This is a genomic window from Nocardiopsis nanhaiensis (assembly GCF_054778635.1).
Genome location: NZ_BAAGZJ010000034.1, coordinates 1 through 25,893 on the forward strand (window position 1 = coordinate 1; position 25,893 = coordinate 25,893).

Annotated in this window: 22 protein-coding genes and 1 pseudogene; 14 read left to right on the forward strand and 9 right to left on the reverse strand. The window is 69.6% G+C overall.

The genetic code is table 11. From position 1 onward, the window contains the following. The 3 genes and pseudogenes from ACYVD1_RS17460 to ACYVD1_RS17470 all read right to left on the reverse strand — a co-directional run. Nucleotides 1-298, reverse strand: a pseudogene (locus tag ACYVD1_RS17460) (hypothetical protein); the annotation flags it as partial. An 82-nt stretch (nucleotides 299-380) separates the two neighbouring features. Next, the gene (locus ACYVD1_RS17465; protein WP_460773624.1) at nucleotides 381-542 is read right to left on the reverse strand and encodes a hypothetical protein; all 162 of its coding nucleotides are present in this window, start codon (nucleotides 540-542) and stop codon (nucleotides 381-383) included. Between the two features lie 81 nt (nucleotides 543-623). Further along, on the reverse strand, nucleotides 624-1,694 hold the full coding sequence (locus ACYVD1_RS17470; protein WP_460773628.1) for an ArsO family NAD(P)H-dependent flavin-containing monooxygenase: 1,071 nt from the start codon (nucleotides 1,692-1,694) through the stop codon (nucleotides 624-626). Nucleotides 1,695-1,997: 303 nt separating this feature from the next. Here ACYVD1_RS17470 and ACYVD1_RS17475 point away from each other — a divergent pair, with 303 nt between their 5' ends. Then, nucleotides 1,998-2,225, forward strand: coding sequence for a BBE domain-containing protein (locus ACYVD1_RS17475; protein ID WP_460773632.1), 228 nt, complete (start codon nucleotides 1,998-2,000; stop codon nucleotides 2,223-2,225). Between the two features lie 38 nt (nucleotides 2,226-2,263). Here ACYVD1_RS17475 and ACYVD1_RS17480 read toward each other — a convergent pair whose 3' ends face one another. The 3 genes from ACYVD1_RS17480 to ACYVD1_RS17490 all read right to left on the reverse strand — a co-directional run bounded on the left by ACYVD1_RS17480 (nucleotide 2,264) and on the right by ACYVD1_RS17490 (nucleotide 3,762). Then, nucleotides 2,264-2,563 (reverse strand): YdeI/OmpD-associated family protein, encoded by a 300-nt coding sequence (locus ACYVD1_RS17480; RefSeq protein WP_460773635.1) that lies wholly within the window; start codon nucleotides 2,561-2,563, stop codon nucleotides 2,264-2,266. Nucleotides 2,564-2,604: 41 nt separating this feature from the next. After that, on the reverse strand, nucleotides 2,605-2,841 hold the full coding sequence (locus ACYVD1_RS17485; protein WP_460773637.1) for a hypothetical protein: 237 nt from the start codon (nucleotides 2,839-2,841) through the stop codon (nucleotides 2,605-2,607). Nucleotides 2,842-2,925: 84 nt separating this feature from the next. After that, entirely contained in the window at nucleotides 2,926-3,762 is an 837-nt protein-coding gene (locus ACYVD1_RS17490; RefSeq protein ID WP_460773639.1) for a sigma-70 family RNA polymerase sigma factor, read from the reverse strand. Nucleotides 3,763-4,966: 1,204 nt separating this feature from the next. Between ACYVD1_RS17490 and ACYVD1_RS17495 the strand changes: the two genes are divergently transcribed. The 9 genes from ACYVD1_RS17495 to ACYVD1_RS17535 all read left to right on the forward strand — a co-directional run bounded on the left by ACYVD1_RS17495 (nucleotide 4,967) and on the right by ACYVD1_RS17535 (nucleotide 16,432). After that, nucleotides 4,967-5,911 (forward strand): YcaO-like family protein, encoded by a 945-nt coding sequence (locus ACYVD1_RS17495; protein ID WP_460773641.1) that lies wholly within the window; start codon nucleotides 4,967-4,969, stop codon nucleotides 5,909-5,911. A 215-nt stretch (nucleotides 5,912-6,126) separates the two neighbouring features. Then, nucleotides 6,127-7,152 (forward strand): hypothetical protein, encoded by a 1,026-nt coding sequence (locus ACYVD1_RS17500; RefSeq protein ID WP_460773643.1) that lies wholly within the window; start codon nucleotides 6,127-6,129, stop codon nucleotides 7,150-7,152. After that, entirely contained in the window at nucleotides 7,149-8,480 is a 1,332-nt protein-coding gene (locus tag ACYVD1_RS17505) for an MFS transporter (protein ID WP_460773645.1), read from the forward strand. Before ACYVD1_RS17500 ends, ACYVD1_RS17505 begins: the two co-directional genes overlap by 4 nt. After that, nucleotides 8,480-10,087 carry an alpha/beta hydrolase family protein gene (locus ACYVD1_RS17510; RefSeq protein ID WP_460773647.1) on the forward strand — a complete coding sequence of 536 codons (1,608 nt, stop codon included), beginning with the start codon at nucleotides 8,480-8,482 and terminating at the stop codon, nucleotides 10,085-10,087. The genes ACYVD1_RS17505 and ACYVD1_RS17510 overlap by 1 nt, the downstream gene beginning before the upstream one ends. Then, nucleotides 10,084-10,680, forward strand: coding sequence for an O-methyltransferase (locus tag ACYVD1_RS17515; RefSeq protein WP_460773649.1), 597 nt, complete (start codon nucleotides 10,084-10,086; stop codon nucleotides 10,678-10,680). Before ACYVD1_RS17510 ends, ACYVD1_RS17515 begins: the two co-directional genes overlap by 4 nt. Nucleotides 10,681-10,688: 8 nt before the next feature. Beyond that, nucleotides 10,689-12,059, forward strand: a complete 1,371-nt coding sequence (locus ACYVD1_RS17520; protein ID WP_460773651.1) for an FAD-binding oxidoreductase — start codon at nucleotides 10,689-10,691, stop codon at nucleotides 12,057-12,059. Next, nucleotides 12,056-13,018 carry a hypothetical protein gene (locus ACYVD1_RS17525; protein ID WP_460773654.1) on the forward strand — a complete coding sequence of 321 codons (963 nt, stop codon included), beginning with the start codon at nucleotides 12,056-12,058 and terminating at the stop codon, nucleotides 13,016-13,018. Before ACYVD1_RS17520 ends, ACYVD1_RS17525 begins: the two co-directional genes overlap by 4 nt. Then, nucleotides 13,011-13,580 carry a flavin reductase family protein gene (locus ACYVD1_RS17530; RefSeq protein WP_460773656.1) on the forward strand — a complete coding sequence of 190 codons (570 nt, stop codon included), beginning with the start codon at nucleotides 13,011-13,013 and terminating at the stop codon, nucleotides 13,578-13,580. The genes ACYVD1_RS17525 and ACYVD1_RS17530 overlap by 8 nt, the downstream gene beginning before the upstream one ends. 938 nt (nucleotides 13,581-14,518) lie before the next feature. Beyond that, entirely contained in the window at nucleotides 14,519-16,432 is a 1,914-nt protein-coding gene (locus ACYVD1_RS17535; protein WP_460773659.1) for a BCCT family transporter, read from the forward strand. Between the two features lie 25 nt (nucleotides 16,433-16,457). On the opposite strand, the gene ACYVD1_RS17540 is transcribed toward ACYVD1_RS17535, so the two are convergent. Then, entirely contained in the window at nucleotides 16,458-17,249 is a 792-nt protein-coding gene (locus tag ACYVD1_RS17540; RefSeq protein ID WP_460773790.1) for an SUMF1/EgtB/PvdO family nonheme iron enzyme, read from the reverse strand. Between the two features lie 153 nt (nucleotides 17,250-17,402). Between ACYVD1_RS17540 and betC the strand changes: the two genes are divergently transcribed. Beyond that, nucleotides 17,403-18,941, forward strand: a complete 1,539-nt coding sequence (gene betC, locus ACYVD1_RS17545; RefSeq protein ID WP_460773662.1) for a choline-sulfatase — start codon at nucleotides 17,403-17,405, stop codon at nucleotides 18,939-18,941. A gap of 138 nt (nucleotides 18,942-19,079) precedes the next feature. Here the strand turns inward: betC and ACYVD1_RS17550 are convergent, their stop codons facing one another. Further along, nucleotides 19,080-19,649, reverse strand: a complete 570-nt coding sequence (locus tag ACYVD1_RS17550; RefSeq protein ID WP_460773665.1) for a TetR/AcrR family transcriptional regulator — start codon at nucleotides 19,647-19,649, stop codon at nucleotides 19,080-19,082. Between the two features lie 77 nt (nucleotides 19,650-19,726). On the opposite strand from ACYVD1_RS17550, the gene ACYVD1_RS17555 reads away from it, so the two are divergent. From ACYVD1_RS17555 to ACYVD1_RS17565, 3 genes are all read left to right on the forward strand, one after another. Further along, the gene (locus tag ACYVD1_RS17555) at nucleotides 19,727-20,788 is read left to right on the forward strand and encodes a zinc-binding dehydrogenase (RefSeq protein ID WP_460773668.1); all 1,062 of its coding nucleotides are present in this window, start codon (nucleotides 19,727-19,729) and stop codon (nucleotides 20,786-20,788) included. A gap of 95 nt (nucleotides 20,789-20,883) precedes the next feature. Then, nucleotides 20,884-21,507: a hypothetical protein gene (locus tag ACYVD1_RS17560; protein ID WP_460773670.1), complete on the forward strand. Its 624-nt coding sequence runs from the start codon at nucleotides 20,884-20,886 to the stop codon at nucleotides 21,505-21,507. A gap of 158 nt (nucleotides 21,508-21,665) precedes the next feature. Continuing rightward, nucleotides 21,666-23,456 (forward strand): siderophore-interacting protein, encoded by a 1,791-nt coding sequence (locus ACYVD1_RS17565; RefSeq protein WP_460773673.1) that lies wholly within the window; start codon nucleotides 21,666-21,668, stop codon nucleotides 23,454-23,456. A gap of 70 nt (nucleotides 23,457-23,526) precedes the next feature. On the opposite strand, the gene ACYVD1_RS17570 is transcribed toward ACYVD1_RS17565, so the two are convergent. Further along, complete coding sequence (locus ACYVD1_RS17570) at nucleotides 23,527-25,842, reverse strand: AfsR/SARP family transcriptional regulator (protein WP_460773676.1); 2,316 nt, start codon at nucleotides 25,840-25,842, stop codon at nucleotides 23,527-23,529. Nucleotides 25,843-25,893 lie beyond the last annotated feature (51 nt).

Here is a 25,893-nt window from a genome sequence, read left to right on the forward strand (position 1 = left end):
CTGCTCTTCCCGAGGCCGCGTGGATCAACGAACCGGACACCGCACCTACCGCGCAGCACAGCGCTGACCTGTGTGAAGCGGCCTGACGATCACCTACCCCTGTCCGATTCGACTTGACACACTCCGCACGCAACAGGGGGAAGGTGTTGTTGTCCCACACATCGGAGGCGGCCCTGATGGTTTCCCGGTCGAAGGTGCGTGCGTCGCTGGCGGCATCAGTGATCTGGGCCAGGGAGCGGTCCAGCAAAGCGGCCAACGCGATGAGGGACGGTTCGGCGGATTCAGGGGGTGCGCTCATCACCGAGAATCCTGGCACAAGACCACGGTGGGGACATAAGCCGGTGGCATAGGAAAGAACCACGTGTTTCTTACCGGAGTTTCTAGAGACTCGGAACCAACGCATCGACGGGTGTCGATGCGGGATCGTGCTGGTAGAAGTCGGCTTCGAACTCCGAAAGTAGGACCAGGCCGATGTCGCGGCCCATGGACTGCTTCCACTTCAGGTTCAGATCACGGGAGTTGTAGACGCTGTCGAGGTCCAAGTCCAACCCGGTGCCGCCGATAATACGAAACTCGTGGAGCTCTCCCACCCACTCTCGGCGGACCCCTTCACGGGTGGCCCGTTATCCTGGGTTCAGGTCCTCGACGATCCGGCCGACGGCGGCTTCTGCAGTGTGGCCCGCGCCGAGCAGCGTGTCGGAGGCGGCCCCGGTCCAGTCGCCGTAGCCGAGTAGGTGCAGGTATGGCTCCCGGAGGCAGCAGTTTCCGTCGACGGGGATCCGGCCGTCGGAGTCGAACGGCTCCAGCGGGGCCAGGTGGTTCAGGGCCGGACGGAACCCCGTGCACCACAGGACCGCGTCGGCCGCCCATTCATCGCCCTCGGCCCAGGCCACGCCGGTCCGGGTGAGCCGCTCGAACATCGGCCGCGCCTTGAGCGCGCCCCGCTCCTGCGCTCGGCGCACACTCGGCACCATGACGATATCGTCCAGGGAGTCGGCGCTCCCGTCTGTTCCACCGCCCTGGACGCGGCGGGTGGCCGTATCGCACAGCACACGCCCGTACACGTCGTCAGCCATGAAGCGGGGAGCGCGCCGGGTGACCCACGTGGTATGCGCGACCTCCGAAAGCTCGGCCAGAAGCTGCGCCGCGGCGTTTCCGCCGCCCACGACCACCACCCGCTGCCCGGCGAACTCCTCCGGGCGGCGGTAGTCCACTGTGTGCAGCTGCCTACCCTCGAAGAGCTCCCGGCCAGGGTGGTCAGGCGTGTAGGGACGCCGCCAGGTCCCGGTCGCACTGACCACGTGCCGGGCCCGCCACGTCCCCGTGGAACCGACCACCTCCAGCGCCCCGTCGGAGCGGCGCACCTCGCTCACGGTCACCGGACGGCGCACGGGCAGGTCGTGGCGGCGCTCGTACTCGGCCAGGTAGTCGGCAACGTGCCGTGCCGAAGGGTAGTTCCGTCCCGGTTCCTTCGGCATCGGCCAGCCCGGCAGAGAGCTGTGCTCGGCCGAGGAGATCAGCCGCAGGGAGTCCCAGTACTCGTTCCAGTAACCGTTCCAGAACCCGCCCGGTCCCCCCTGCCCGTCGAGGATGACGCAGTCCACGTCTGCCTGCCGGAGGAAGTACCCGGCTGCCAGCCCTGCCGGGCCGCCGCCGATGACGGCGACGTCGACGACGCGCACGGGCGTGTCCAAGATGTCCTCCTATAGATCATTGGAGCGACGCACAGTATCCCTAGCACATGACCGAATCCTGGGCCGGGCCCCACCTACCCCTAGGACTTCAACGACAGGTTGTTGTCCGTGCGCTCGCTGCTGCCAGTCAGGAGGAGGCTCAGACGGTTTCGGGCATCCAGCACTCGCGCCCTCGGCCGGGTGGACCAGGGCGTCGGACATGCCGATACCGTGCTGGGCCCTGGTCACCACAGGAGAGCGCACCGCGTAGAACCACTCGGCGCCGGTCCCGATGGGAGAACATGGTCCGGGTCGGATTCGCCGGTGGCCGTGGTGGAGGTGCGGAAGCTCGGTGGCGCCCTGCTCGTCGAGTCCATGGAGCCGTGGAGCACCGGCGGTTCCTACGTCAACTTCCTGCCCAGCGACGAAGCGGATCCGGCGGACGTCAAGCGCGCGTACGCCCCCGAAGTGTACGAACGCCTGGTGTCGGTGAAGTCGGATGTCGACAGCCGGAACATGTTCCGGCTCACGCACAACATCCCGCCTGGCTGACGGCTGCATCGGCATCGACTGGGAGAAGGCAGACGTGCCTACTTTCCGGTCCGTTCCCGGTGCTTGCATCCGGGCCAGCAGCATGGTCGGCGCTGGCCGTCCTCGAGCTTCTCCCCGGCGATGCGGATGCGGCGCTGACGGGTGGTCTCCTGCTTGGCGTCTTCGATCCAGCAGATGAACTCGTTGCGGGCCAGGGGTGTGATGTCTTTCCAGGCAGTCAGGGCCGAGGTGTTGCCGATGAGTGCCTCACGCAGGTCGGTGGGTAGTTGGTGCACCACTCCCCCGGGAACTTCCTGCCTGTCCCTGGGGGCGGTCGTCGGGTTCGTCGTCGAGGTCATGAGTCTCTCGCTTCCGGTACGCACGTCGTCGATGGGTGGCTTCAGCTCTCGGGAAGTCCGGCGAAGGTGTTCTTCACCTCGCGATACCAGTCGAGCGATTTCTTCGGGTGGCGCCAGCGGCGTTTCATGGCGTCACGGGCTGGCTGGTGGGACACATCGTCGGCCTTCTCCGCTTCCCTGAGGTGGCGATCGTGGGCCTTGATGACGCTGTCGGCACTCTCTCCACGGTGCTCGAGCTCGCAGGGTCCTCCCAGCTGGCGGCAGGTCATCTTCTTCATGTTCGATCCCTTCGACGGTGACGGGTTGCGTGCCCGTTCACCTGATTGACGAGTGGCCGACGGCGAGTGTGACCGCCGCCGGCGTCAGGAGCGTCGTTCTTCGCCGTCGCGGCGCGACACCCGGGCGAGCACCTCTGGCTCGGCGCGGAACGTGATGCCGCTGACGACACCGCTGAGCAGGGTGAAATCGAAGAGGACCTTCGCCTCCCCCCGGTGGAACCAGGCGGCGGCGGGCCGGTCGTCGATGTAGACCGGGAGCGCAGCGTGCGCGCTGCCGTTGAAGAACGTCGCCACCTCGTGACGACCGTTGATCCGCTCCGGTGTGCCGACCAGGACGGCTGCGGCGTCGGCGGTCACTGCGGCCTCGGGGGCAAGGAGTCGTATCAGTCGCTCGAACTCGCCGTTGCGCGCTGCCGCCATGAACGCGTCAACGACCTGCCAGTTGGCCAGCTGGTCCTCGGGTGACGGCTGGCGCACCTTCGCGCGGGCCCGTGAGGCGAGCTTGCGTGCCGCCACCGGCGTGGTGTCGAGGATGGCGGCGATGGTGGAGAACTCGAAGCCGAAACTGTCGTGCAGCACGAACGCCACGCGCTCCTGCGGCGAGAGCCGATCCAACACCACCTGCAGGGCGACGCCGACCGTGTCGGCCAGCGAGATCTCGTCCGCGACGTCGGGCGCGACCTCCTCCACCCCGAAGTCGGCCACCGCCACCGGGACTCGGGACCGAAGCCGGTCCAGACACAGCCGGGTGGTCACCGTCGTCAGCCACGCCGGTAGGCAGTCGATGTCTGTGTCGGAGCGTTCCAACCGGAGCCAGGCCTGCTGCACGACGTCTTCGGCCTCGGCGTGGTCATCCAGCACGCTGGTTGCGAGACGCGCTAGGCGCGGCCGTTCCCGTTCGAAGGCCTCCGTTTGGCACATATCGATCACCCTTCCGTTCAGCGGTCCTTGCTTGGATGACGAACGAGCCGTCGCGAGTGTGACCGGAAGCGTCGGTCACGAGGCGCTTCTACGGTTCCGCTCTCCCGTGCCACGGCCCGCTGCCACGCCCTGGTCTGGATGGGCGGCAGCGGCTCGGGCACCGTCGCCTGTCCTGACGAATCCACACCCTGCAGGACACTTACCCGCAGAAGGAGGCCCGTCGGAAACCCTCCCTCGAACAGTCTGCTCACCGTCTGCGGGCGCGGAGCGTACGCTCTTGGCCGCAGTGCGGAACTCCCGCTCGAAGACCTCCTACGCGCGGATCCCTGCGTCTCCACTCCCCGCACCCGGGCCCCGGGGCAGGGCGCATAGTGCTACTCAAAATTGCCCCAGGCAAAGGAAAGCGAACATAATTCACGTACGTCGCACGCCCGATTATGACCCGATGTGGCCACTTCGTTGACAGAACTACAAGGCGTTCATTAACTTCGAAGTTGTTACCCCCGGACAATGGGACACATTGACCGACGACCATCGCGGATGATCATTCTCCGCCGTGCCCCTCAGCTTCACAACGTTCGCGGAGTGACCGGGTGAACCCGCCTCGACCAGGCATGGGACCCTCAAGTGCAGTAACGCACGGCACTCTGTGACCAGTCACCGGGGAAAGGGGTACCGCACGTGATTCCACCCGAAAAACTCCTTCGGCGACCCCGGGGTGCTCGCACTCCGGAGCGCCTGGGAACGGAGGGAACAGGACACGCCGCCCCTTGAGGTCATTGTTCTGCCACGCAGAGCATTCTCGGTGACCCGCCATTATCGCAGTAGCCCTAAAGCGATAACGGCATACCCAAGAAAAGTAAAAGAAAGGTGATGAAAATGCAGGAGAACACCGTTGAGTTCGACTGGGACCTCGGCACCCACGAGGACGACCAGGACTACCCCGTCCTGCTGTGCACGGACTACATGGTCTAAGTCTCCGTGCCGGGCCTGACGCCGTTGTGTCGCTAGCACAACGCGGGCCCTGATGAAAGGTGAGAGCTGGTGGTGTGTCGCTAGCACATCACCGGCTCTCACCCCAACCGATCGTTCACCGCAGCCGATCCGATGTCCGCCAGACAGGGGAGCCGCAGTGAAGACCTGGCCAATACTATCAAGCACGCTTTTCCTGTCGACGTTTCCGAGTACATCGGAGAAGACGGTGGTGGGCGGCGCGTGCGACGTGGACCCGGAGCGGGCACGGGTACGTGCCCGCGCTGAGGCCCTGGAACGCGCCACGCTGATCGAACGCGGCCCGAGCCTGCTCCGCTCCCGCGAGGAACTGCTCGAACGGGGTGTACACCTCGTGGCCACCCACCCGGGCCTCGTCGACGAGCAGTGGTGGATCGAGGGCACGCAGCACCTGGGAAAGGACGAACTGCGCCCGGCTGCCGTACCCGCCTACACGTCACTGCTCGGCTGGACGGACGGGCGCCCCCTGCGGTGGAAGCAGTCCTCCGTGGGCACGGCGGCGCACCCCGACCCGGACACGGCCGCCACCACGGCTCTGCTGGAGTGCCTCGAGCGGCACGCCGTACGCGGTGTCTGGCACGGGACCACAAGCGTGGTCGGGATCGACGCGCAGGCGCAGGACTGCCTTCCCATGGAGCTGCGGGATCAGCTCGCGGCCCAGAACCTGCGGGTCCGGGCATGGCGGATCGTCGGTGACGTTCCGGCGTGCACCGTCCTGGCCGCGGTGGTCCGTACCGACCGGGAGCAGATCACCTTCGGCGCGTGCGCCCGCAAGCCGGGCCAGATTCCGCTCGCGCTACTCCACGCGGTCTGCGAGGCCGTCAGCGTGCGCGCGGCACTCGCGAACACCTCGTCGGACCCCGAGGAACTCGCGGTCCCGCGACGGATGGCGCGTCGCCAGGGCGACTTCCTCGCTCACCTGGCCGCTCTGGAGGCGACCGATCCACCGGCGGCCCCGGAGGAGCCGGTCGACCTGGAGCACGAGGTCCACGACCGTTTCGGTGCCGGCCCCGTGGTCATCGACCTCGCGCCCGGCACCGGCCCCGCAGTCATCCGCACGGTCGTGCCCCACCCCGAATTCCTCGTCCCGAGGGACAGCGAGCACGACTACGCCCTGTCCCCCGGCTACATCGAGTAGACCCCACCTGAAAGAGCGGGCACCCTCATGACCGACACCATGCGCCGACCTCTCGTCCCCTATCCGCGTGACGCCGCCCGGCCGCTGCGCACCGCCGGCCCGGGTGACCGCTTCGCCTCGGAGATCGAGGGCCGACGAACCGTCTGGTCCGCCTATCTGGGCGACTTCTCGGCGGAATCCGACAGCGTTCCCCTGGCCACGCGCTGGCTCCCCTCGTGGAGGAGGTCGCTGCCGGCCGAGTCCCCCAGCAGCGGCTCTTCCCGGGGTCCTTCTACCCCGCGGGGTTCCGAGCCCAGGTCCTCGCCGGCTGCGGACTCACCCACGACCCGGCACTCGACCGCCAAGAGGCGGACGGCGCCGCACCGATGGCCGACCGGGTCCACGACGTCCTGGGGCGGATGAAGGACGCCGCCACCGACGAGCTCGTGCTCACCGCGCTCACGCTCAACCTCCTCTCGCAGTACCGCACGGTCGTCGACCGGCTCGGCCCCGAGGCACGCGAACGCAAGGACCCCGTCCTGTACAGCGAGGTTCTGCGTGCCTCCTACAGTGCCTCCCGCAGCTCCGAGGCGGCCGCACGGCCCTTCACCAAGATCGCCGGACACGAGGGATGGGACCCGTTGCACCGCCTCGGTGCCGTGATCCGGCTGATCGCGCACTACAGCCGCAGCACCAAGGACCCCGGAGCACGTCGGCACTGGGTCGGCCTCGGCACGCGGATCCTCGAAGAGTGCGCCGAGGACACCTTCCGCTGGGGTCTGTACCGCAGCCACCTCGAGCGCGCGGTCGCCCTGCACGCCTGGCTCGAGGGCGACCCGGAGGGCGCTTTCGCCTCCCTGGACTCCTCCCGCCGGATCGCCGTGGATCTGCAGGGGTCCACCGATCCGGCCCGGTACACGGCGGCCCTGCACGCCGAACGGCTGGTCCTGGAGGCTGCTCTCAAGGCCTTCCTGCACAAGCCGGTCCCACACGGGGCCGCCGACGCGGAGGAGACCGCCGAGCGCATCACGCGGATCGACCCGGCCGACCCCTACAGCAATCTCGCGGCGGGCGACACCTTCTGGATCATCGGGCGCGAGGAGGACGCGCTGGCCTGCTTCACCCGGGCCACCGCCGCGGGCACGCTGGCCGGAGCCTTCGCCGCGCACCGCGCCGCGTCCCAACTGGAGCAGCTCGGTCTCGACGGGGAGGCAGTGCCGTGGGCGCAGAGGGCGCGTGAACTGGACAGCGAGGCAGCATGAGGCCGCCCGGGAAACGGGGCGCCGCAGCCCGTCCACACGACAGCGGCCCTTCGGCGCGGCAGTTGCGCCGTCGCCACCCCGCGCTGAGATCGGTGTGGTGGGGCGCGGGGTTCGCGCTCGTGGGCACCGAGGTGTTCGAGATCCTCGTGCTCATGCTGACCGCCGTGGCCTACGGCGCGGTGCTTTCGGTGGGTGCGCTGGGTTTCGCGCTGCGGATCATGCCGCTGCTGCTGGCACCGGTGATCACGGCGGCGCTCGACCGGCGGCCGGAGCAGCGGGCGGGGTTCGCGCGTCTCACCGTCCTGGCACGTGCCGCGGGCATCGGGTTGTTCGGTCTGGCCCTGTACACCGGGGCCGCACCCACGTGGATGCTGTACGTCCTGGTGGGCACGGTCGCCGCCTTGGACGCGGCCTACCTGTCGGCCACGCGCGCCACGCTACCGCGGCTGCTTCGGGACGAAACGGAGCCGTCGGCGCTGGGCAGGGCCAACTCCATGCTGGTGGTCCAGTGGAACACGGTTCAGGTCCTGGTCCCGCCCGTCGTCATCTGGATACTGCAACTGATCGGTGTGGAGGCCACGACCGGCATCGCGGTGACCGCTCTGCTGGTCGCGTTCGCTCTCCTGGGCCACTACGTGCGCGCCCACCGGGCCGGCGGCGGACCGGCCGGGGCGACGGACAAGCCGCAGGGTCCCGGGCCGCTCGCCGCGTTCTGGCAGCGGCTCGCCTCGGGGTTCCGGTCGATCCGCGGCAACGCTGTGGCACGGACGGTGGTGGTGACGAGCGCGGCCGCGCAAGGCGCGGTCTTCACCTTCTCGGTGGCCGTCCCCCAGGTGGTCGGGACCACCGACGTCACCGTGCCGGTCGGACTGGTCCTCAGCGCCCTGGCGGTGGGCTCGATCTTCGGCGCCCGTTGGGCGGCACGGCTGGAGGCCCACAGGGAGCAGCTCGCGGCGCTCCTTCTGACCACCGCCGTCCTGGGGGCGTGCCTGCTGGGGGTCGCACTGTCACAGCTCCTGGCCGTGGTCGCGGCCGCCGCGCTGGTGATGGGGGCCTGTGCCGGGGTGGCCGCGGTGGCGAGGGCCACCCTGCTCCAGCGCGCGTTCCGCGAGGAACAGCTCGGCGGGGTCTTCGTCTCGGCGATGGTGCTCGGCCAGGTCCTGATGCCGTTCCTGCCGCAGGTGTGGGAAACCGTGGCCGACAGTGCCGCCATCGGCTGGGCGTTCGCCTGCCTGGCCGCGCTGCAGCTGGTCGCGCTCGCGGTGGCCCTGTGGAACCTGCGCGGTCACAGTCCCGTACCGAGGTCCGACCCGGAAGGAGCCAGCTGATGCTCGGCACAGACAACGGAACCGCCGAGGAGCTCGGCCGCCTGCCGCGGCGTGGTGGAGCGGTCGTGGACGGCCTGCCCCGCCCGTTCGCGGAGTCACTCATCGACTACCCGCCCCGCTCGGTGGCGTGGTGGCGGGACCGGTGGCTGGTCTCGGCCACGGCCTGGGGCGGCAGGGACCTGGCCTCCCTCGCGCACGACGGCACGTGGGAGCGGGTGGCGGCCCCGCCCGGGTGGGCCCGCCAACCGATGACCGGTGACGACAGTGCGGTACTGAGCTGTGTCCTGCAGGACCCGTCCGAGGACCACGGCTCCCTGATCACCCTGCGCGACGGTACGTGGCACACCGTCCGGGAACGGGTGGAACCGGGCACGGTCACCGACTGGGACGGCGAGCACGCGGCAGTGCGCGACGCCCACCACGCCTCAGCACTCGGCCCCGGGGGACACCCGCTGTTCGTGTCCGAGGGGCGACTGCACGGCGGGCCTCCGGGTGAACCGTGGTCGCTCCCCCTGCCGGCCGGCGGCACGGTCACCCTCATCTCGTGCTCACCCTCCCGTGAACATGCTCTGGTGGTGGTGCGCAGCCGCTCGAGTTACCAGGCGCACGTGTTCCGTACCCGGGACGGCGTTGGCGCCGGCCCCCGATCCTGCCGGGAGATCCTGCAGCCCGTCGCGGCCTGGCTCGACGACCACCGTGTGGTCCTGGTGCGTGAGCGCTGGCCCAGCTTGGAACCGTTCGTGTGGGACTGGTCGCGCGGTGCGGCCGAGCCGGTGTGGGAGTCCGGTGCCATGGGCACCGTCAGGTCGGTGGCGGCCTCGCCGCGGGGCGAGGCGGTCTTCGCGGCTTCGACCACCGAGGCTCCCCGAGGCCTGTACCGGTTGGACACGCCCGGATTCGGTCTTTCTGCGGGTGACGCCGGGGTCCGGGCCGAGGTGGTGGCCAACGGCGACCAGCCGGTCCCCTGCCTGGTCCACGACCCGCCGACGCGGCCGCGGGCCACCTGCGTGGTGTTTCCGGGCGGCCCGCACGAGCCGGTCTGGTCGGAGTACGCGCCCCTGGTCGAGGTGCTCACCGCCGCCGGGTGGCGCGTGGTCAAGGTCAACGTGCGTTCGAGCGGGCTGCGCGAACCGCGCTTCCGCCCCAGGAGCGCCTTTTCGTACGGAGTCGACGACGTCGGCGACGCGTGCGCGGCCGCTGAACGTCTCGCCGTGGGTCCCGTGGTCACCTTCGGGATGAGCTATGGCGGGTACGTGGCCTCCTCTTGCGCGGAGCTGGTTCCGAACGCGGTCGGCTCGGTCGTCCTCGCCGGGTTCGTCAGTCCCCGCGACGTGGCCGACAGCGGTTTCGCGGGCGTGCGCGCCTTCACCGAGTTCGCCTTCGGCGACCGGGTCCGGGAGGCACCGCGCGAGCTCGGTGTCCCGCATTTCATCGCCCACGGCGAGCTGGACGACCGCATCCCCGTCGCGGCCTTGGAGCAGTATCGCGGCAACGAGGGCGTCTCGCTCCTACCGCTGCCCGGTGAGGGCCACGGAATCCACACCGACAGCGCGGCGCGCGCTGTCTATCCCCACATGCTCGACTGGATGGAGGAGGCGGTCTCATGACCGAGACTCAGGCAGAACACAGCGCGATGGCCGGGACGGTACCCGCGCGCGTCATCGCGGCGGAGAACCTCGCCGACGAGGTGGGATACGGGCTCTCCTCGTCGAGGGAGACCGGGGCGCTGCTGCGCGCGCTGGCGGCGAGCAAGCCCGGTGGGCGCTTCCTCGAACTGGGCACGGGGGTGGGTGTGGGCGCCGCCTGGATGCTGGACGGCATGACCGCCGACTCCCGGCTGGACACGGTCGAGATCCACGGGGAGGCGTGCGAGTACAGCCGCGGCATCCTCGCGGGGGAGGACCGGGTGCGGGTGTACCACTCCGACACCCGGGACTGGATCAGCGACTACGGCGGGCCGCGCTACGACATCGTCTTCGCCGACGCGGGGCACCCCAAGTTCCTCGCCAGGGACCTGACCGTCGGCCTGTTGGCCCCGGGCGGGATCCTCGTCGCCGACGACCTCCTGCCGCAGGAGAAGTGGGTGGCCCAGCACCCGGAGTGGGTGGGCGAGTTCCGGTCCACCATTCACGACGACGAACGCATCGTCACCGTGATGGTCGAGTGGGCGTCGGGCCTGGCCCTGTCGGTGCGCAGGTAGGGGGCGGGATGGCGACTCGTTCACACACGCCGGCGGCCCGACGGTTCGCCGCGGTCTCGGGTGACGTCCTGTGGCGCGGGGATCCCGGCTACCGGGAGGCGGTGGGGTTGTGGAACTCCCGCGCCGAGGTCTCTCCGCGCGCAGTGGTCCGGCCCGCCGGCACCGCGGACGTCGGCGTGGCGGTCCGGGCGGCGCGCGAGGCCGGGCTGGCCATCGCCGTGCGCGGCGGCGGCCACCACGTTTCCGGCAGTGCGCTGTGCGAGGACGGCATGGTTCTGGACATGCGTCGGCTGGGCAGTGTCGGTATGGACCGCCACTCGCACACCGTGACCGTGGGCGCTGGCGCCGTCTGGTACGACGTCAACGCCGCGACCGTGCGGTACGGCCGGGCGGTACCCAGTGGCAACGCACCGTCCACGGGAGTGGCCGGGGTGGCGCTCGGCGGCGGGGTCGGCCTGTTCTCACGCGCTTGGGGGTTGACCTGTGACCGCCTGGTCGGGCTGGGTCTCGTGGACGCTGAGGGAGAGTACCGCAGGGTGGACCGCGATTCCGGGGCCGACCTGTTCTGGGTGGCTCGGGGTGCGGGCCGAGGCATCGGGGTCGTCACCGACCTGGAGTTCAGCACGAGCCCCGTCACCCCCGAGGTGGCCACCGCCCAGGTCTTCCACCCGCTCGAGTCCGCCCGCGAGGTCCTCGACGGCTGGTGTACGGCGGTGGCGGACGGCCCGCGGGAGGTCAGCCCGCAGTTGACGATTCGCCGCTTGCCGGACGCCCCTGCCCTGGCAGCTCGGATCAGGGGCCGCTGGGCGGTGTCGGTCGGGGCGGTCCACTGCGGCGACCCGGCGGACGCGGGGCCGGTACTCGAGCCGTACACACGACTGGGCGAGCCCCTCCTGGACCTCAGTGGCACCTACCCTTTCGTGGAACCGGTGCCGCCGCGACGCGACGGACTGCGTGCCTACTCCTGCTCCTTCTTCCTCGCCGATCTCGACCCGGCGATCGTGCGCGCGCTTCTCAAGGCCTTCGACGACACGTGTCCGGACGGTGCCTACGCGACCCTGCGGACGCTGGGCGGTGCGGTCGCCGACGGCGAGGACCGCGCGACGGCATTCGCGCACCGGCGGGCCCGCTTTCTGCTCACCGTCCAGGCCGAGTGGAGCGGCCCGGAGGGTGACGGCCCCTGTGTCGCCTGGTGCGAGGACCTGGGGCGCGCCGTAAGGGATACCGGGGTGCTGGGTATCTACGGCAATTTCCACGCGGGCACCGGTGACTTCCGAGACCTGCGGGAGCAGGCCTACGGGGACACCGCGCGCATCGATCGGGTCCTCGCCGACCACGACCCGGACGGGGTCTTCCACGAGATGGCGATGCGGCCGTGAGGGGCGGGGAGGAGCGCACCGACGTGCTGGTCTCCGGGATCCGCGCGGCGACGACCGAGGGGCGGACCGGGGAGGCCGTCGCCCTGGCGACCGCCTTGGCCCGGGTGGAACCGGCCACCGCGTTCTGGTGCGACTACGTGATCGCGGGGTGCCACGGGCTCGACGGCGCCCCGGAACAGGCGCTCCGGCGGCTGCTCGACAGCGAGCGCTCCGGCGGCTGGTGGGCACCCGCCCTCCTGGACGACGCGTCCCTGTCCGAGGCCTGGCAGCTGCCCGAGGGCTCGGAGCTGCGTGCCCGGGCCGAGGCCCGATGGGCAGAACGGCCCGCCGCGCCCGAACGCTCCCCTGAGTGGATCACCGTGCCGGAGGAACCGGACCTGACCGTGGTCACACTGCACGGCAACGGTCCCCTGCCCCGGGCGTTCCAGGCCGATCTGTGGCGGCGGGTTCCGCGGTGCCGGGTCCTGGCAGCCTGTTCACCGGTCGAGGTCGCACCGGAGACCGCGGTGTGGAGCGGGCGGGAAGCCGCCATGCGGACGGTGTCCGACGCGGTCGACGCGGCCGGCGGGACACGGCCCTCCACCCCGGTGGTCGTGGTCGGTCTGGGCGCCGGTGCGGTTCTGGCCGCCCGGGCGGCCGTGGAGCGGGGCGGCGCCGTGGCCGGCGCGATCGCGGTCGCACCGGTCTTCCCGGCGCGGGGACCCTACGGAGACACCACGGCCCGCACCAGCGAGCACCGCCCGTCGGTGCTCGTACTCAGTGATGGAACGGGGTCGGTCGACCAGTACACGCGGTGGGCAGCGGCGCACGGTGTGCGGGTGCGGGCGGAGCGAACCCCCGGGCTCGGCCACGCCTTCCCACGGGATTTCGGTCCCGAGATGCGGCGCGCTCTCGACTGGGTCACCGAGGAACGGTCGAGCTGTTCGGCGCCGGAAAGGGCGGAGGACCACCATGGGTGAGCGGACGCACCCGGTATGCGGCACCAAGGCGCCAGCGACCGGCACACGGGCCGCTGGAGGGGCCGTCGCCCGCGGACCGATCGGCCCGGACGAGTTCAAGGACGTCTTCCGCCGCCACCCGGCGGGTGTCGCCGTCATCACGTTCGCGACGGAAGACGGGCCGCGGGGTTTCACCGCGACCTCGGTCATCTCGGTGTCGGCCGACCCACCCGTGCTCGCCTTCTCGGTGGCCGGAGGGACCTCCGCGCACGCCCTGCTCCAGCTGGTCCCGAGCGTGGCGGTGCATTTCCTCGCCGACTCCCAGGCGGCACTCGCCGGGCGTTTCGCGGCTCGGGGTACCGACCGGTTCGCCGGGTCCGGCTGGAGCGTCCTGCCCACGGGCGAACCCGTTCTGCCCGGCACGGTCTCCTGGCTCAGGGGGCCGATCGTCGGGCGCTTCCGTGTCGGCGACAGTCTCCTGACCGCGGTGGAAGTGCACGACGCGGGAAGCCCCGAAGGCGGAAGCCCTCTGGTGTACGAGGGCCGTACCTTCCGGGTGCTTGGCGGGCCGGTCCGCGGCTGACCGCCCCGTCCGCACACACATGCCCTGTCCCGGGACTGCCTACCGGCGGGCGTGCCTCACCGCATGAACCGTCGAAGGCTGGAGATCAGGTCCTCGCCCTGCCCGGGACGTCGGGTGGCTACCCGGGTGTTCCGGACCCGGTTGTCTGCTCGTGCTTGCATTCCACGATTCTCGGCGCGCCTCCATGGCCCCTCAGTCACGTATGAGGGACATGATCGCCCAGACAACCTTTTCAAGTCCAAGGCCCAGTGGAATACACCCCTACCCAATAGCGAAGCCCGCAACCTTGAACCCAAGCGACCGAAGGAGAATTGAACAATAGATTCCAACTCGAGAAGTTGACAGAATCCAGCATTGCAGTTACTATATTTAGTTATGTCGGAATTCGCATCGTTGGTGCAGCGCCAGCCCAGGCGCAGCAGGCTCACGAAGCGCCTGAGAATCCGAGCCGCCCTTTGTGACCCAACCAGATCTCACGCCTCGACTGACACGGTCGGCCACGAGAACGACTCGTGGGCAGGCGTAGCAATCGGCTGGTGGGGCGGAGAGCCGTAACCAAGCGCGCTCCGGGCCATCGAATCGGCATCGTCGGGAACGGCGGCTGACGCTTCCTGACACCAACATGTATGCAGATATGCGTGCATGTCCTTCCGTAGCACCCCAGACAGCAATAGCTACTACTTCCACTGGAACCCTGCGGAATAATCGTCGGCTTTTCAAGCCCTTCACTTCCCTTTCTCATCGTGCGTTCGCGCCATTTTCGGCCCGATCCGCAACTCTTCTTGCAGACCCATGAGGAGGCTGTTTTTGTCATGCCCGAAAACTCGTCCACAGGCGGAGAGCCGCCGATATACCCCCAGAAGCGGCACACGGACGACAAAGACAATAAGGAGATCTCGAACCCGAGAAACCGCACGGGTGCCAGCGCGTGGGGAAGCTTGGACTACCGGCATCCCAGGTATCCCCACGACACGCATCCGGTCCTCGTCCCCGGCATCGCGATCGACGAACAGCGCCGCCGCTACCGGGTCGACTGGCTCGTGTTCGCGATCGCCGGATCACTGACAGTCGCTTTCGTCGCCTGGGGCATCTCGTCACCGGAAAGCGTCGCCGCGGTCGCTGAGACGGCCTTCTACTGGTCGACCGACAACCTCGGCTGGATGTTCAATGCCGTGGCCATCATCGTGCTCGTCTCGCTCCTGGGCATAGCGTTCTCGCGCTACGGCAGGATCCCGCTCGGAAAGGACGGCGAAGAGCCCGAGTTCAGCACGTTCTCTTGGACGGCCATGCTGTTCGCCGCCGGCCTGGGTGTGGCGGTCCTCTTCTGGGGACCCTCTGAGCCGCTCGGCTACTTCGTCTCACCTCCGCCGCTGACCAACGAGCCGGAGTCGGTCGAGGCCATGCACACGGCACTCGCCCAGATGTACTACCACTGGGGCTTCCACGCGTGGGCCATGTACGCACTGGTCGGCGGCGCCGTTGCCTACGCCGCTTACCGCCGCGGGCGCTCCCTGCTCATGTCCTCGATCTTCAGCGCCCTGTTCGGCAAGAACCTCACCGAGGGCTTCGCCGGAAAGCTCATCGACATCTTCGCGATCATCGCAACACTCTTCGGCACCGCCGCCGCTCTCGGTATCGCGGCGATGCAGATCGGCGCCGGCGTCACCATCGTGTCGGGCGCCGGGGAGCTCACGAACGACACTCTGGTCGTCATCATCGCGATTCTGACCGTCGGATTCGTGGTCTCGGCCGTTTCGGGCGTCGCCCGGGGCATCCGGTACCTGTCGAACACCAACATCGTTCTCACCATCGGCATGATTGCGGTGGTGCTCTTCTTCGGCCCCACACTGTTCCTCCTGAACCTGCTTCCCTCGGCGATCATGGAGTATCTCGGCTCCCTGTTCGACATGATGGGCCGATCGCTCTCGTGGGGTCCGGAAACTCAGGAATTCCAGTCGCTGTGGACCGTCTACTACTGGGCGTGGTGGATTTCCTGGTCGCCTTTCGTGGGCATCTTCCTGGCACGCATCTCCCGCGGTCGCAGCATCCGCCAGTTCACCCTCGGCACGATCTTCATTCCGTCGGCGCTGCTCTTCGTCGCCTACGGAGTGATGGGCGGAACCTCCATCTGGATGTACCGGGACGGCGCGGACGGATTCACAGACGACATGCCCGCACCTGAGGTGCTTTTCACCCTCATCGGCAACCTGCCGTATGTCGAGTGGCTGCCCTATCTCGTGATCCTGGTGCTCGCGATCTTCTTCATCACTGCCGCCGACTCCGCATCGGTCGTGATGGGCATGCTCACCACTCAGGGAGATCAGAGGCCCCGCCGTTGGGTGGTCGTCTTCTGGGGCCTGGTCATGTCGGGAATCGCGATCGTGATGCTCCTTCTCGGCGATGCGATGGCCTTGGAAGGTCTGCAGCAACTCGTGATCGTCACAGCTGTGCCGTTCGCACTCGTGCTGCTCATCGCCATCGTCGCGTGGTTCAAGGAACTGCGCACCGATCCTCTGGCCCTGCGCATGCGCTATGTCGAGACGGCGGTGAACAACGCCGTGACCGAGGGCGTGGACCGGTACGGCGACGACTTCTCACTGAAGGTCGTGGGCTCCCGGCCCGGGGGTGGTGCCGGGGCCGCCATCGACTCCACCGACGGCAGCTACACCGAGTGGTACCAGCGCACCAATGAAGAGGGCGAACCGGTCGGCTACGACTTCGAAACCGGGGAGTGGGCCGACGGCTATGACGCGGTCACCGGTGAGATTTCGGAGGTCACCCCCGAACAGACCGCAGCGGAAGACCCTCGCGGCGAGGCATCGGAAACCGAGGCCGACCGTGAGGGCCGCTGACGTCATCGCCCTGGGCCCGTACCGTTCAGCCGGTGTCGAGGGCCAGGCGGAAGCCCGCGTGGCCGAGGGTCGTGTCCGCGGTCGCCGCGGTGCGCGCGGACGTGCGGTACCGAAGGCAGTACGACGCGTGGCACAGGTAGGATCCGCCCCGCAGCACGGGTCGTCCGTCGGTTCCGCCGAAGACACCGCTGGTCCACTCCCAGACATTGCCCGTGGTGTTGTACAGGCCGTAGGCGTTGGGTTCGAACGCGGCAGCGGGCACGGTGCCGACCGGGCCGTTCGGGCCGTCCGGGAAGTCACCGGGGAACGTGTTCATGCGGGGCACCCCGTCGGGTTCTCGTACGGCACCCCAGGGGAAGGGCTGCTGCTCGAGTCCGCCGCGCGACGCGAACTCCCACTCGGCCTCAGACGGAAGCCGGGCACCGACCCACTCGGCATAGGCTCTCGCGTCCCGCTGCGACACATGGGTGACCGGGTGTCCGCTGCGGGACTCCGCCGAGGATCCGGGGCCTTCGGGCTGATGCCAGCAGGCACCCTCGACCTGGCGCCACCACGGCGTCTGCGCGACCGCCGGGGCACTGCTGCGCAGCCTCTGGGGCAGCAGGCCCTGGAACACGAGGGAATCCCCCAGGCTCTCGGCATCGGTCCAGTACCCGGTGTCGAGCACGAAGGCGGCGAACTCGGCCACCGTCACCGCCTTCGGCGCGATGGCGAACGGCCCTACCCGCTCCTCGCGAACAGGTCCTTCTCCGTCTTCCGGATAGGCGAACCGGTCCGAGCAGCCCATGAGGAACGCGCCTCCTGCGAGGCCGACCATGCGCAGTTCGTCGGCGGCAGCGGCGGCGAGCCGCCCCAGCACCTTGGCTTCGGCGCCACCCACTGCCCCCGGCCGCCGGCTGGTCGTCCCGCGCTGGGGACCGCAGCAGCTCAATCCACACCCCGTTGTTCCGTATGACTGCAAGGAAGAACCATGACTCAGAATAGACCGAACATCATCGTCGTCCAGGCTGACCAGATGGCGGCACAGGCTCTCGGTGCCTACGGTGACCAGGCGGCGAGGACCCCGAACACCGATGCTCTCGCCGAAGAGGGGGCGGTGTTCGACCGCGCGTACTGCAACACTCCGCTGTGCGCGCCTTCGCGTGCGTCGATGATGACCGGCCGCATGCCCTCAGCGATCGGCTGTTATGACAACGGAGACGATTTCGCGGCCTCCGAACCGACCTTTGCCCACCGGCTGCGGGCGATCGGATACCACACGGCGTTGATCGGGAGGATGCACTTCATCGGGCCGGATCAGCAGCACGGCTTCGAGGAGAGGCTGACCACGGACGTCTACCCGGCCGATCTCGACATGGTCCCCGATTGGAATCGCAGCCTGGAGGACCGGCTCCAGTGGTACCACGACGCCGATGCGGTGTTCACCGCCGGTGTATCGAAGGCCACGGTGCAGCAGGACTTCGACGACGAGGTCGGATTCCGGACCCTGCGCCACCTCAACGACAGGGTCCGTGCCAACCAGGCCGCGGGGGAGAACCTGCCCTTCCTGATGGTCACCTCGTTCATTCACCCGCATGATCCGTATGAGCCGCCTCGCGAGCACTGGGACCGGTTCGCCGACGACGGGATCCCTGATCCGGCCCATCCTGAGGTTCCCGATCCTGAGCAGGATCCGCACAGCCACCGCTTGCGGGCGATGAGCGGGTTCGACAAGCGGGAGCCCGCCATCGACGAGGTACGCAGGGCCCGCCGTGCGTACTACGCCGCGGTGAGCTATATCGACGACCACATCGGCCGCATTCGCGAGCGCGTCGACGAGCTCGGTCTCGCCGACGACACCGTCATCATCGTCACGAGCGACCACGGTGACATGCTGGGCGAGAAGGGCCTCTGGTACAAGATGTCACCGTACGAGCAGTCTTCGCGGGTCCCGATGATCGTGCACGGACCTGAGCACCTGGTACCGAAGGGCCGCTTCGCCAACCCGGTCTGCCTGCTCGATCTGATGCCCACCCTGCTGGAGCTCTCGGGTGCCCCCGCCGCAAGTGAGCAGGCCGGACAGTCGCTGCTCGAGACCGCACGTCGCGAGCGCGCGGGCGAAGCGTCCCCCGCCGACCGCGACATCGTGATCGAGTACCTCGCCGAGGGCACGTTCCGGCCCCAGCTGACGCTGGTGCGGGGGCACCTGAAACTCGTGGTGTGCCCGGGCGACCCGGTGCAGCTCTTCGATCTCTCTGCGGACCCTGATGAGCTGCAGAACCGTGCCGAGAGGCCCGAGTACGCGGAGTCCGTTCGGGAGATGCGGGAAGCACTCGAGGCCCGGTACGACCTCCCCGACCTGGAATCCGACGTGCTCTCGAGCCAGGCGAGCCGCCGTCTCGTCGCCGAGGCGCTGCAGAAGGGGCGGGTGCGCCGTTGGGACTTCGATCCTGAGCCTGAGCAGCGCTACGTGCGTGGCGACTTCTGGAGTGCGCTCGGCTACGGGAAGATCTCCGATCCTTCGCGGTGAGTCCTACGTGGGTCGGGTTCACCACTTCGTGGTGGCCCGGCCCTCGCCCTACTGCGGCTTCGAGCGCGTGCGCCATGGCTGGGGCTCCAGACGGTGATGCCTCCGGCGCAGCCGTCGCTCGGCGGGGCTCGGCGGGGCTCAGACCGCGGCGCGCACCAGGTCGCGTGCGAGCTCCGTGGCGATGCGCACCCCGTCGAGATCGGGGGCGGTGGCCTGCATGGCCAGGGCGCCCTCGTGGAGACAGAGGAGCCGGGCGGCCAGGTCTCCCGGCTGTTCGGCGCCCATGCGCTCGGCCGAGCGTTCGAGGAGGTCGCGCAGCCACCGCTTCTCGTCCACGGCGATCCGGTGCGCGGGATGGCCGGGGTCCGGGAGTTCGGCCAGTGCGTTGATGAACGCGCATCCCCGGGGGTGCTCCGATGCCCATTCCCGTAGGGCGTCGAACGGCGCGAGGAGGCGCTCGGCATCGGTCGACCGCGCGTCCGCACACCGTGTGACCAGCGCGCGCCAACGGCGGTCGCGCTCGAGCAGGTAGGTGGAGACCAGGGCGTCCTTGGAGCCGAAACTGTTGTAGAGCGTCCTCTTCGTCACCCCGGAGCGGGCGGCGATGAGGTCCACACCCACGGCGGTGATGCCGTTCGCGTAGAAGAGTTCGGCGGCGGTGTCGAGGATTCTGCGCGCCCCCGGGGTGAGTGTCTCGGGATCGGGCATCGACGGTTCATTCACAGCTCTGTGTACCCTGTCTCGTGTAGCGCTTTACAGATCAGTGTACTAAGGAGGGGCAGAGAATGCGGAGCGTTCCAAAGACGATGCGGGCGGCCCGGCTCACCAGGCACGGCGGACCGGACACCCTCGAACTGGCGGACGTGCCCACGCCCGCCCCGGCCGCGGGCGAGGTCCTGGTGCGCGTGTCCGCGGCGGCACTCAACAACACTGACCTGTGGACCCGCGAGGGCACCTACGGCCTCCCCGGCGATCCGCGGGCGAAGGCCGGCTGGCGGGGGCCGATCGACTTCCCCCGCATCCAGGGCGCGGACATCGCGGGCACGGTCGCACGCCTCGGGGAGGGTACCGATCCCGCGCTGCTCGGCGCCCGGGTCCTCGTCGACCCGGCGCTGTACGACGGCCCCGGCCCCCACGCGCACCCGGTCGGACTGCTGGGCAGTGAGCGCGACGGAGGCTACGCGGAGTACGCCGCGGTCGCCGCCGAACGGGTCCATTCCGTCCAGGACTCGAGCCTGACCGACGAGGAACTCGCCACCCTCCCCACCGCCTACGGCACAGCGCTGGGCATGATCGAACGCGGCGGGGTGCACGCAGCAGAGACCGTCCTGGTGACCGGGGCCTCCGGCGGGGTGGGACTGGCGCTGGTACAGCTCGCGCGCTCGCGTGGCGCACGCGTCCTCGCACTCACCAGTGCCGGGAAGCACGCCGCCGTACAGGGGGCAGGGGCCGACGGGGTGATCGACCGCGACGGTGATCTCTGGGCCGACGTGCGGGAACACGCCCCCGAGGGTCTGGATGCCGTACTGGACGTCGTCGCGGGCGACCTGATCGAACAAGGGCTCCCCCACCTGCGCGAGGGCGGCCGTTGGGTCGTGGCCGGCGCTCTGGGCGGTTACCCGGCGTCCTTCGACGTCCGCCGCCTGTACCTGAACAACAGGTCCCTGATCGGCTCGTCCATGCACACGCCCGCGCACTTCGCGCTGCTGGCGGACATCGCCCGCCGGGGGCAGGTCGGCCCCGTGATCGCCGCCAGGTTCGGGCTGGGTGAGGTGCACCGCGCCCAGGCCGAACTCGCCTCCCGGTCCCACGTGGGCAAGATCGTGCTGTGCTTCGGTCAGGCCTGAGCGGGGTATCGGCGCAAGCTGCAAGGTGCCCGACCGGTTGTGGCCACCTCGCCCTACCTCGGTGCGGAGACCACAGTCCCGGGTATCCCCGTGGAATGACCCGATACTCAGGCGTGTTGATCGGCACCGGCTTCTGCTTGGCCTTCGTCCTCCTCAACACCGGGGCACCGCTCCACCCGACCGTCGCGCTCGTCCTGCGAAGCCTCGCGATCGTCGCCGCGCTCGTTATCTGCGTCCTGGCCATCGCGAGCGGGCGTCGGATGTCGGGTGCTGTCGGCCGAGCCCCGGACCACGGACCGGACGGCTCCGCTGACAGGGTCTGGGGCGGTACCGAAACCGAGGCGCAGGGCCCAGCGATGCGGTTCGGCCCCTTCTACTTCGTCGTGGTCGCCCTGGAGATCGTCCTGATCGTCGGCGGAATCACGCTGTTGCTCCACTTCGACTGGCCCATGCAGGCCAACGTCGCCTGGATCGCCTTCGCGGTCGGCCTGCACTTCTTCCCCCTGGCCTGGTACTGGGGAATGCGCGACATCTACCTTGCCGCCGTGTTCATGACCGTCCTCGGCGCGATCGGCCTCGTGATGACCGCTGTCGGCCAACCGGACTGGGTGCCGTTCGTCAGCGGGGTCGTCAACGGAGCCGTAGGGCTGATAGGCCTCCTGGCCAGTATGGCCTCGGCGTTCCGGTCCGCCGCACCGGAACCGGTGACGCGTGCCTGACCAAGGTGCGGGGGAGGCTTCGGACGGAACCGGGTCTGCGATGGCTTTGTTCCGCCCGTGTACGCCATGGGACGGAACTCCGCCGGGTGATTTGTTGCCCATCAGATGGTTAGGTTAGGCTCACCTGAATCCGCCTCAGGCTTCTTTCAGGAGTTCACGTGCCCCGAACCTCTCGGCCCCTGCAGATCCACCCCATCGTGCTTCGCCGTGCTGAGGTGGCCCGGGTCGTCGACGTCACGCCCAACACGCGCCGGATCACGCTCACCGGCGAGGATCTCACCCCCGGGGTGATGGGTGCGGGTTTCGAACGCCCTCCGTTCCGGTCCGACGGCTTCGACGACCACGTGAAGCTCGTCGTCCCGCACGCCGACGGCACGGTGCCGCACATCGGCACGCAGGAGGAGAACCGGTTCGCGTGGGACCCCGACGCCTTCAGCCGTACCCGGGACTACACCGTGCGGTCGTGGGACCCGGAGACCAACACCTTCGACGTCGACTTCGTCCGCCACGACCACGGCCTGGCCGCGGGCTGGGCCTACCGTGCACGGCCGGGCGAGGAGATCTACTTCGCGGGCCCGAAAACGTGCGCGCTGCGCAACGAAGAGGCCGAGTGGCACCTCCTGGTCGGCGACGAGACCGCACTGCCGGCGATCGGCCGCTGGCTGGCCGAGGCACCCGAAGGCACGCGCGGACGCGTGATCGTCGAAATCCCGACCAAGGCCGACCGCCAGGACATCCCGACCGCGGCGGACGTCCGCATCGACTGGCTCGTGCGGGGTGACACCCCCGCGGGCACGAGCCCGCGGCTCTTCGACGCCGTGCGGGACGTGGCACTACCGGACCTGCGCGTCTACGCGTGGGTCGGCGGTGAGGCCATGACGATCGCCCCCATCCGCCGCTACCTCCGCAAGGACCTCGGGCTTCCCAAGGAGGACGTCGAGGTCGTCGGATACTGGCGGCGCCCGAAGACAGCCGGGGCTGAGGACACCGCACCCCGCGACGAGGCGGAACGGACCGGTCCCGAAGTTGCCGGAGACGCCGAGAAGACCTCGAAGGAACTGCTCCACGAAGTCCACGAGATGACGGAGCTGGCGCCGCCGATCGTCACGCGCGTGGCCGTCACGCTCGGCATCGCCCCCCTCATCAGCCACGGCTTCGCGACCCTCGCCGAGCTCGCCCGGGAAACCGGCGCGACGCCGGAGCACCTCGCTCCGCTGCTCGACGCGATGCAGGCGCTGGGGCTGGTCGAGCGGGACGGTGAGCGGTACCGCAACACCGCCCGGGGCGGCATCCTCATGGACGACGCGCCGCTCGAAGCGCTCTCGCTCGACAACCCGGCCAACCTTGAGGCGCTCGCACTGGTCGACCTCCTCGACGTGGTGCGCTCGGGCCGCGCGTCGCCGCGCTTGGGAACCGCCCCCTGGCATGAGCGCCGCGCCCGTGACGAGGCCCTCGACACCGCGCACCACGAGCGGGCCGCCGACCAGCTCCAGTTCGTGGTCGAACCCCTGGCGCAGCTCACCCCGGTCGCCGACGCACGCACCATCGCGGTGTGCGGAGAGGCCGCACCGTTCGTCGCCTCGCACATCGCACGCGGTCGCACCGTGCACCTGCCGGGCACCGCCGAGGCCACGTGGCCGACCAACGACTGCGCCGTCCTCATCGGCGCGCTGGAAGGCCGCGGCGACGGGGAAGCGCTGGAACTGCTGCGGGCCGCGCTCGCCGCGGGACCCGCCCTGGTACTGGCCGAACGTACCGCCGACAAGGCCCCCACCGACGACCACGCAGCCGAATACGCCCTGAGGAGCCTCGCGGTCACCGGTTCGGTGCTGCGGACACGCGACCGCGTCGGCGAGCTCCTGCGCGAGGCCGGGGCCTCCAGGGTGGAGAACCCCTCCCTCGGGTGGGGGTTCGGGCCGTTCGGCACCGTGACCGTGGCGCATGTCTGAGGAAACCGCGGCCGTGCGCAGCGGCCGCGGGCGCAGCTGCCGGTGGTGAAGGACCGGAGTCCCCGTACCCCTACCCTTGGGCGGCGCGGTCCTTGCGGCCGGCGCTGTCCGCGCTGCGTACGCGGTCCTCGCGGTGTTCACGGTCCGCACGGTGCTCAGAGGGCTCAGAGGGCTCAGGAAGATCAGAGGGCTCGCCTCCCTGGAAGGCGGTGAGCCATCCGCTGGCGAGGTACCGCTCCTCCGGCGGTCCGCCCTCGAGCCGCAGCGCCGCCTCCAGCGAACGCTGGGCCTCGGCCCCCCGTTTGCGCAGGCGCCAGTACCGGGCCAGCGCGGTGACCAGGCGCAGCGCGGTCTCGGCGTCCCGGCCGCGTACCGCCAGTTCCAGGGTGTAGCGCAGGTTCACCGTCTCGCTGTCGAACCACGTCCGTGCTTCGCCCTGCCGCCCGGCCCGCAGCAACTGGTCCTGTCGCTCTGCCTCCCGCACGTGGAAGGAGACGAACCTGCGGCGCACCTCCTCGAGTTCGCCCGCCTCGTTCAGCCGTTCGTCGCAGTACGCGGCGACGGACTCCAGGAGCCGGTACCGCCCTCCCTCGCGCACCAGGAGTGACCGGTCGACCAGGCAGGAGAGCACGTCGAGCACGTCCCGCGTTTCGGAACCGGCCCTCCCCTCCCCGGCGCGGAGGCCGGTCCCCTCGGCGCAGACGGCCCGCGCCCCGTCGAGCGTGCATCCGTCCCGGTGCACCGCCAACCGGCGCAGGACCCTGCGTTCCGCCTCGGTGAGCAGGTGCCAGCTCCAGTCGATCATGGACCGCAGGGTCTGCTGCCGGGTGGGCCGACCGCGCCCCGGCCCGGTCGGCAGGGCGAAACGGTCGTCCAAACCGGTGGCGACCTGCTCCGTCGTGAGTGCGCGCATCCGGGCGGCGACCAGTTCGATGGCCAACGGGATGCCGTCCAGGCGGCGGCAGATCGCGGCGACGTCGGCGGCGTTGTCCCCGGTCAGTGCGAACCCGGGCGAGGCGGCCACGGCCCGCTCCACGAAGAGCCGCACCGCGCTGGAGGAAGCGGTCATCTCCGCCGGTTCACGTTGGTGGCCGGGCAGCGTCAGCGGCGCCACGGGGAAGACCGTCTCCCCGGGCACGTCGAGCGGCTCCTGGGTGGTCACCATGAGCCGCACCCCGTCGACCTCCAGCAGCGCCGAAGCCAGCTCCGCGACCGAGTCCACCACGTGCTCGCAGTTGTCCAGGACCAGGAGCGTCCGCCATGTCACCAAGGTCTCGCGGAGCCACTTCACCAGGTCGAACTCGGAGTCCGGAACGCCTTCGCACAGGCCCAGGGCCGCGATGACGCGTTCGGCCAGCTCCGAGGGCGCGGCATCGCGATCCATCCCGGCCAGCTCGACGATCCACGTACCGTCGGGGAACTCCTCGGTCAGCGCGTGCGCGACATCGACGGCCAGGCGGGTCTTGCCCACGCCGCCGGGGCCGGTCAGGGTCACCAGGCAGCTCCCGTGCCGGTCGGAGAGCGCCCCGCGCACGTGCGCGTGCTCGGACTCGCGCCCGATGAGCCCGGTCGGCGGGCTGGGAAGGTTGCTCCGGGGAGGCTCCGGGACGTCGAGCAGATCTCTCCGCGGGGACTCCGCGACCTGCGGCAGCGCCATGGACTCCGGCTCTTGGCGCAGGAGCGAGGCATAGAGCTCGTTCAGTGCGCGACCGGGGTCCACACCCAGTTCGCCGCCCAGCCTGGCACGCAGGTCGTGGAAGACCTGGAGGGCGTCCCCCTGCCTTCCGGCCCTGAACAGGGCCAGCATGTACAGGCCGTGCGGCCGTTCCCGAAGCGGGTGCTCCTCGACGAGTTCCCGCAGCCCGGCGACGGCCTTGGGGTTCTCCTCTGTTCCGATGCGCGCCTCGGCCAGGTACTCCGCCGCCTCGACGCGCAGTTCGTCCAGGCGTGCGGCCTCAGCACGGACGAACGCGGCGTCGGCGAACTCTGAGAAGGCCGGTCCCCGCCACAGGTCGAGCGCCTCGGAGAAAAGTCGGCCGCGGATTCCTGGCTCCCCCGCGCGCTCCCCCTCTTCGACGGCCCTCCGGAACCGGTCCGCGTCGAGTTCGCCGTCCCCTACGCGGACCCGGTAGCCGGCCGGGGCGCGGAGGACGCGCTCGGCCCCCAGCACCTTACGGAGCTGGGAGACCTTGGTCTGGAGGGTGTTGAGGGGCCGTTGGGGCGGGTTCCCCTCCCACAGGTCCTCGATGAGCCGGTCCGTGGAGACCGGCCTTCCGTGGTGGACCAGCAGGTTGGCGAGCAGCGCCCGGACCTTCGATTCCGTGATCGGGAGCTGGGCACCACTGGAGTCCCACACGGCGAGCGAGCCAAGCACCCCAAAACGCATGCCCCAAGGGTACAAGGCGGGGCCGGGATCCCCGTGCGTGCTCCGTGCGCG

What these genes read in the sequence shown, in the direction of transcription:
- ACYVD1_RS17480 (WP_460773635.1), bottom strand. Translation starts at nt 2,563, where the DNA reads ATGACCTCGACGACGAACCCGACGACCGCCCCCAGGGACAGGCAGGAA.
- ACYVD1_RS17485 (WP_460773637.1), bottom strand. Translation starts at nt 2,841, where the DNA reads ATGAAGAAGATGACCTGCCGCCAGCTGGGAGGACCCTGCGAGCTCGAG.
- ACYVD1_RS17490 (WP_460773639.1), bottom strand. Translation starts at nt 3,762, where the DNA reads ATGTGCCAAACGGAGGCCTTCGAACGGGAACGGCCGCGCCTAGCGCGT.
- ACYVD1_RS17505 (WP_460773645.1), top strand. Translation starts at nt 7,149, where the DNA reads ATGAGGCCGCCCGGGAAACGGGGCGCCGCAGCCCGTCCACACGACAGC.
- ACYVD1_RS17510 (WP_460773647.1), top strand. Translation starts at nt 8,480, where the DNA reads ATGCTCGGCACAGACAACGGAACCGCCGAGGAGCTCGGCCGCCTGCCG.
- ACYVD1_RS17515 (WP_460773649.1), top strand. Translation starts at nt 10,084, where the DNA reads ATGACCGAGACTCAGGCAGAACACAGCGCGATGGCCGGGACGGTACCC.
- ACYVD1_RS17520 (WP_460773651.1), top strand. Translation starts at nt 10,689, where the DNA reads ATGGCGACTCGTTCACACACGCCGGCGGCCCGACGGTTCGCCGCGGTC.
- ACYVD1_RS17530 (WP_460773656.1), top strand. Translation starts at nt 13,011, where the DNA reads ATGGGTGAGCGGACGCACCCGGTATGCGGCACCAAGGCGCCAGCGACC.
- ACYVD1_RS17540 (WP_460773790.1), bottom strand. Translation starts at nt 17,249, where the DNA reads ATGGTCGGCCTCGCAGGAGGCGCGTTCCTCATGGGCTGCTCGGACCGG.
- betC (WP_460773662.1), top strand. Translation starts at nt 17,403, where the DNA reads ATGACTCAGAATAGACCGAACATCATCGTCGTCCAGGCTGACCAGATG.
- ACYVD1_RS17550 (WP_460773665.1), bottom strand. Translation starts at nt 19,649, where the DNA reads ATGCCCGATCCCGAGACACTCACCCCGGGGGCGCGCAGAATCCTCGAC.
- ACYVD1_RS17555 (WP_460773668.1), top strand. Translation starts at nt 19,727, where the DNA reads ATGCGGAGCGTTCCAAAGACGATGCGGGCGGCCCGGCTCACCAGGCAC.
- ACYVD1_RS17560 (WP_460773670.1), top strand. Translation starts at nt 20,884, where the DNA reads ATGACCCGATACTCAGGCGTGTTGATCGGCACCGGCTTCTGCTTGGCC.
- ACYVD1_RS17570 (WP_460773676.1), bottom strand. Translation starts at nt 25,842, where the DNA reads ATGCGTTTTGGGGTGCTTGGCTCGCTCGCCGTGTGGGACTCCAGTGGT.